This window comes from Streptomyces sp. NH27, assembly GCF_056859195.1.
Genome location: NZ_JACEGK010000490.1, coordinates 1 through 6,102 on the forward strand (window position 1 = coordinate 1; position 6,102 = coordinate 6,102).

Consider the following 6,102-nt stretch of genomic DNA (forward strand, 5'->3'; position numbering starts at 1 on the left):
CCCGATGACCGAGCCCCCCGGCGCCCCCGGTGACGCCCCGTGGACCCCCGCATGAAAAATCGATTCTTCGGAGCGGTCGCGGTATCCGGCGGTCAGTAGATGCGCACCGGTTCGGTGTCGCGGTCGGACTCCATGCCGAGGTCGGGGTCGCCGTCGTACGGGTCGTAGTCGTCGTGGCGGTCGTGCGGGCCGTCCTGGTCGGGGTCCGCAGCGGCCTCGGCGGCGTCGGCCTCGTCCAAGTCCGTGTCGGCGTAGCGCTCGTACCGCTTGCGCTCGCGGTCCCGCTCACGTTCGCGTTCGCGCTCGTCGTCGTCCCGGTCGGTGGCGCGGTGGCGGGAGCGGCCCATCATGGCCTCGCGCTCGTCCTCGGTGAGGCCGCCCCACACGCCGTACGGCTCGCGTACGGCCAGTGCGTGGGTGGCGCACTCCGCGCGGACCGGGCAGCGCATGCACACCTCCTTGGCGGCGGTCTCGCGCGCACTGCGGGCGGCGCCGCGCTCGCCCTCGGGGTGGAAGAACAGCGAGCTGTCGACGCCGCGGCAGGCGGCGACCAGCTGCCAGTCCCATAGGTCCGCGTTGGGGCCGGGAAGGCGGGAGAAGTCTGCCATTGCTCATCCCCTCGAAGCGTGGGTGACGGCCTTGGAAGTCGGCTTCGCTCAGCCGTACGTCCGACCGTACATCTACTGTCGTAGTAGATGTAAATATGACTCATCGCCAAACTATCGACGATTACCCCACGCACCAGAAAAGAGCCGCCAAAAAGTGCAAACTCCGGCATAAGACCCGTTTGGCAGAATCCGCGAACGGGTCCGCTGCGCCGCGAGAGTGGCGCACCACCCCTCGCGCGGCTGAATCAGGCCGCCCGCCGCCTCGGAAATCACGGCCGCCTCGCCCGTCTGACCTGCGACATGGTCGATCCGTACACGCACGATCACGTAGAGTGCACACGACGGCGATCCGACGTCGTAACTCTTTCGGGTGAGGGTCGTTGAGTGTGGCGGAAGCGGTTGGCGGGATCACGTGATTCGGGCACATGCCCGAGCCGTCAGCCCCAACGGTGAAGATTCGTACTTCGTACAGCCTGGAGGCACAAGTGACGCGGTTCAGCTGCGGAGGGCGGTCATGACTTCCGTCCTCGTCTGCGACGACTCCCCGCTCGCCCGAGAGGCCCTGCGCCGCGCGGTGGCCACCGTGCCCGGCGTCGAGCGCGTTACCACCGCGGCCAACGGCGAGGAAGTCCTTCGCCGCTGGGGTGCCGACCGCTCGGACCTCATCCTGATGGACGTCCGCATGCCCGGCCTGGGCGGCGTGGAGACGGTACGGCGGCTGCTGTCCGCCGACCCCGGCGCCCGCATCATCATGCTCACCGTCGCCGAGGACCTGGACGGGGTGGCGCTCGCCGTGGCGGCCGGCGCCCGCGGCTACCTGCACAAGGACGCCTCGCGCGCCGAACTGCGGGCCACCGTCACCCAGGCGCTCGCCGACCCGACCTGGCGGCTCGCCCCGCGTCGGCTGCGCTCGGCCGAGATGGGCGCCGCGCCCACCCTGACCGCCCGCGAGATCCAGGTGCTCGAAGGGATGAGTCACGGTCGCTCCAACGCGGAGATCGGCCGCGAGCTGTTCCTGTCCGAGGACACCGTCAAGACGCACGCCCGGCGGCTGTTCAAGAAGCTCGGCGCCTCCGACCGGGCGCATGCGGTGGCGCTCGGCTTCCGTTGGGGCCTGGTTCGCTAGTGCCGTGACCGGCAAGGTCTGCCCGGTAGCGAGGTGTGCCGGCGTGGTCGGCCGCAAGGCGCCGCAGCGGCCTAGTAGTGGGCCTACTCGGCGGATGCGGCAACGCCGTGGACGGCCGCGCCAGGGCGGCGAGCGGGGCAAACCTTGCCGGGAGGGGCACTGGTGCCGTGGCCGGACCCCCGGCCGACCTCGGCGAACTCCCGTGGGAATCCCGCGGGAAGACCGGGAAGCCACCGCGGGTCTTCGGTTTCCCCGGGGAGGACGCATGCTTGACGTATGGACTTCCTCGGGGATCGGTGGGGGCCGGGTATGGCGGAGATGACGGCGACGGGTGCGCGAGCGCGGCCGTCCGCACCTGCCCCCGGTACGAACGGCGGGCGTGACGCCGTGCGGAGCGCGCCTTCCGGTGCGGCTTCGGCGACTTCCGCGGCTTCGGCCGCATCGGCGGTGCCGGGTGCCGCGCCGGCGACGGTGCCGGGCGCGCGGTCGTCCGGTGTGGCGCACGGCACCTCGTCCGGAGCGCCGGCCGCGGCCGGGTCCCCAACAGGGCCTGGAATCGGCTCCGATGCCGCGCCCGACACCGCTCCCGACCCCGAGTCGGGTGCGCCGTCGGGCGCCGTTCCGGGCGGACCGCATAACGCTTCGGTGCAGAAGTCCGGACGCGATGCGGCGAATCGTCCGGCGGCGAGGCACCATGGGTGGATGCGTGACGACGACCCCCCGGCCATCGGTGCCCTCGTTCGTCGCGCGGTCGACGGGGATCAGCGGGCCACACACGACCTGCTCGCCGCCGTTCACCCCCTCGCCGAGCGGTACTGCCGGACCAGGTTGTCCCGTCTGCCCGGTGATGCCCGGCACTTCGTGGACGACCTCGCCCAGGAGGTCTGCCTCGCGGTGCTGTGCGCGCTGCCCCGCTACCGCGATCTCGGCCGCCCCTTCGAGGCGTTCGTGGTGTCGATCGCCGCACACAAGATCGCCGACCTCCAGCGGGCCGCGATGCGCGGTCCCGGCGCCCCGGTGCCGTCCGACGAGATGCCGGAGAAGCCGGACGACTCGCTCGGGCCCGAGGAGCGCGCGCTGCTCAACAGCGATGCCGCCTGGGCCCGTAAGCTGCTCGCCCGCCTGCCCGACCACCTGCGCGAGTTGGTGCTGCTGCGGGTCGCGGTGGGCCTGAGCGCGGAGGAGACCGGGCAGGTGCTGGGCATGTCGCCGGGCGCCGTCCGGGTCGCCCAGCACCGCGCGCTCAACCGGCTGCGGGCGATCGCCGAGGAGTCCGGCGCGGTGTCGGCGGAGACGGACGCGCCGGGCCTGAGCGCGTAGGCGTTCCGGGCAGCCGTTCAAGGCAGCCGTGCCCTGGGACGGCTCTTGCAGGGTTCCCGGGGTGACGCGGCGGCGCGGGGGATGGTGGCGAAACCGACAGACCGGGCGGCTCCGGGCGGTCAGGGGAATAGCGGCGCAGCCACTACCATTGAACAACTCGCCGGGCAAGACCATTCGGGAAGGTGTCATGTCGCTGAACGCCGACGGAGTAGCCGAGAAGTTCGCCACGCTCGGGCTCACCTACGACGATGTGCTGCTGCTCCCGGGGGCGTCCTCGGTGCTGCCCCACCAGGTGGACACCTCCTCCCTCATCTCGCGGAACGTCCGGGTGAACATCCCCCTGCTCTCCGCCGCGATGGACAAGGTCACCGAGGCGCGGATGGCGATCGCGATGGCCCGCCAGGGCGGCGTCGGCGTGCTGCACCGCAACCTCTCGGTCGAGGACCAGGTCAGCCAGGTCGACCTGGTCAAGCGCTCCGAGTCCGGCATGGTCACCGACCCGATCACGGTCCGGCCCGACGCCACCCTCGGCGAGGCCGACGCGCTGTGCGGCCGGTTCCGGATCAGCGGCGTGCCGGTCACCGACGAGGCCGGGCGGCTGCTCGGCATCGTCACCAACCGCGACATGGCCTTCGAGTCCGACCGTGGCCGCCAGGTCCGCGAGGTCATGACCCCGATGCCGCTGGTCACCGGCAAGGTCGGCATCTCCGGCAGCGACGCGATGGCGCTGCTGCGCCGGCACAAGATCGAGAAGCTGCCGCTGGTCGACGACGAGGGCCGGCTCAAGGGCCTGATCACCGTCAAGGACTTCGTCAAGGCCGAGCAGTATCCGCACGCCGCCAAGGACGCCGAGAGCCGGCTGCTGGTCGGCGCGGCCGTCGGGGCCAGCCCCGAGGCGCTCGACCGGGCCCAGGCGCTGGCCGGCGCCGGCGTCGACTTCCTGGTGGTCGACACCTCCCACGGCCACAACAGCAACGCGCTGGACTGGATGGCCAAGATCAAGTCCAGCGTCCAGGTGGACGTGGTCGGCGGCAACATCGCCACCCGTGACGGCGCCAAGGCGCTGCTCGACGCGGGTGTCGACGGCGTCAAGGTCGGCGTCGGCCCCGGCTCCATCTGCACCACCCGGGTGGTCGCCGGCATCGGCGTCCCCCAGGTCACGGCGATCTACGAGGCCGCGCAGGTCTGCATCGACGCCGGCGTCCCGGTGATCGGCGACGGCGGCCTCCAGTACAGCGGCGACATCGGCAAGGCGCTGGCCGCGGGCGCGAGCAGCGTCATGCTCGGCAGCCTGCTGGCCGGGTGCGAGGAGTCGCCCGGGGAGCTGCTGTTCATCAACGGCAAGCAGTTCAAGTCCTACCGCGGGATGGGCTCGCTCGGTGCGATGCAGTCCCGTGGGCAGGCCCGTTCGTACTCCAAGGACCGCTACTTCCAGGGCGAGGTCTCCTCCGACGACAAGCTGGTCCCCGAGGGTGTCGAGGGTCAGGTCGCCTATCGCGGCCCCCTCTCGGCGGTCCTCCACCAGCTGGTCGGCGGGCTGCGCCAGACCATGGGCTACGTGGGTGCGGGGAGCATTGCCGAGATGGAGTCCAAGGGGAAGTTCGTCCGCATCACGGCCGCGGGGCTCAAGGAGTCCCACCCCCACGACGTCCAGATGACCGTCGAGGCCCCCAACTACCACGGCTGAGGCCGAACGGGCCCTCTCGGGTGGTGTGTTCGGTCGGTTCAGGGACCACCTGCCGGTGGTGGGTTGCCCGCGCCGTTCCCCGCGCCCCTGAGTATGTGCGGGTACTCCGCGACGCGCGGTCACGGGTGACCCGGGGGGACCCGTCATACTTGGGGGCGCAGGACGGACAGAAAGGCGTAGGACGTGACTGAGATCGAGATCGGGCGGGGCAAGCGGGGCCGCAGGGCATACGCGTTCGACGACATCGCCGTGGTGCCCAGCCGGCGGACCCGGGACCCCAAGGAGGTCTCGATCGCGTGGCAGATCGACGCCTACCGGTTCGAGCTGCCGTTCCTGGCCGCGCCGATGGACTCGGTGGTGTCTCCGGAGTCGGCGATCAGGATCGGCAACCTGGGCGGCCTCGGGGTGCTGAACCTGGAAGGGCTGTGGACGCGGTACGACGACCCGGAGCCGCTGCTCGCGGAGATCGCCGAGGTCGACGACTCCCGGGCCACCGCGCGGCTCCAGGAGATCTACGCGGCGCCGATCCGCGAGGAGCTGATCGGCCAGCGGATCAAGGAGGTGCGCGACGCCGGGGTGACCACGGCGGCGGCGCTGTCGCCGCAGCGCACCGCGCAGTTCTCCAAGGCCGTGGTGGACGCGGGCGTCGACCTGTTCGTGATCCGCGGCACCACGGTGTCGGCCGAGCACGTCAGCGGGTCGCACGAGCCGCTGAACCTGAAGCAGTTCATCTACGAGCTGGACGTGCCGGTGATCGTCGGCGGCTGCGCCACGTACACCGCGGCGCTGCACCTGATGCGGACCGGGGCCGCGGGCGTGCTGGTCGGCTTCGGTGGCGGCGCCGCGCACACCACGCGGAACGTCCTGGGCATCCAGGTGCCGATGGCGACCGCCGTCGCGGACGTCTCGGCGGCCCGGCGGGACTACATGGACGAGTCCGGTGGCCGGTATGTGCACGTCATCGCGGACGGCGGCTTCGGCGCCAGCGGCGACCTGCCCAAGGCGATCGCGTGCGGCGCGGACGCGGTGATGATGGGCTCCCCGCTGGCCCGCGCCACCGACGCGCCCGGCCGCGGTTTCCACTGGGGCATGGAGGCGGTCAACACCGAACTGCCGCGCGGCAAGCGGATGAACCTCGGCACCGCCGGGACCACGAAGGACATCCTGCTCGGCCCGTCGCACGCCCCCGACGGCTCGATGAACTTCTTCGGCGCCCTGCGCCGTTCGATGGCCACCACCGGCTACTCGGACCTGAAGGAGTTCCAGCGCGTCGAGGTCACCGTGTCGCCGACCCACCACCGCTGAGACCGGGAGCACACGAACGGGAGCACACGAACGGGAGCACACGAAGGGGCTCGTAC

Annotated in this window: 4 protein-coding genes and 1 pseudogene; 4 read left to right on the top strand and 1 reads right to left on the bottom strand. The window is 71.5% G+C overall.

The genetic code is table 11. The features are described 5' to 3' along the window. Positions 1 to 326: 326 nt before the first annotated feature. Positions 327 to 608, bottom strand: a pseudogene (locus AC13HU_RS30050) (WhiB family transcriptional regulator); the annotation flags it as partial. A 514-nt stretch (positions 609 to 1,122) separates the two neighbouring features. On the opposite strand from AC13HU_RS30050, the gene AC13HU_RS30055 reads away from it, so the two are divergent. The 4 genes from AC13HU_RS30055 to AC13HU_RS30070 all read left to right on the top strand — a co-directional run bounded on the left by AC13HU_RS30055 (position 1,123) and on the right by AC13HU_RS30070 (position 6,046). Then, on the top strand, positions 1,123 to 1,734 hold the full coding sequence (locus AC13HU_RS30055) for a response regulator transcription factor (RefSeq protein WP_003948568.1): 612 nt from the start codon (positions 1,123 to 1,125) through the stop codon (positions 1,732 to 1,734). 702 nt (positions 1,735 to 2,436) lie between these two features. Next, positions 2,437 to 3,054, top strand: coding sequence for an RNA polymerase sigma factor ShbA (shbA, locus tag AC13HU_RS30060; RefSeq protein ID WP_483045128.1), 618 nt, complete (start codon positions 2,437 to 2,439; stop codon positions 3,052 to 3,054). Positions 3,055 to 3,241: 187 nt separating this feature from the next. After that, on the top strand, positions 3,242 to 4,741 hold the full coding sequence (gene guaB, locus AC13HU_RS30065; RefSeq protein ID WP_483045129.1) for an IMP dehydrogenase: 1,500 nt from the start codon (positions 3,242 to 3,244) through the stop codon (positions 4,739 to 4,741). A 183-nt stretch (positions 4,742 to 4,924) separates the two neighbouring features. Next, a complete protein-coding gene (locus AC13HU_RS30070; RefSeq protein ID WP_483045130.1) occupies positions 4,925 to 6,046 on the top strand; it encodes a GuaB3 family IMP dehydrogenase-related protein in 1,122 nt (373 codons plus the stop codon). The last annotated feature ends 56 nt before the right edge of the window (positions 6,047 to 6,102 follow it).

Excerpts from the sequence above, each read along its gene's own strand:
- shbA (WP_483045128.1), top strand. The coding sequence starts at position 2,437 with ATGCGTGACGACGACCCCCCGGCCATCGGTGCCCTCGTTCGTCGCGCG.
- guaB (WP_483045129.1), top strand. The coding sequence starts at position 3,242 with ATGTCGCTGAACGCCGACGGAGTAGCCGAGAAGTTCGCCACGCTCGGG.
- AC13HU_RS30055 (WP_003948568.1), top strand. The coding sequence starts at position 1,123 with ATGACTTCCGTCCTCGTCTGCGACGACTCCCCGCTCGCCCGAGAGGCC.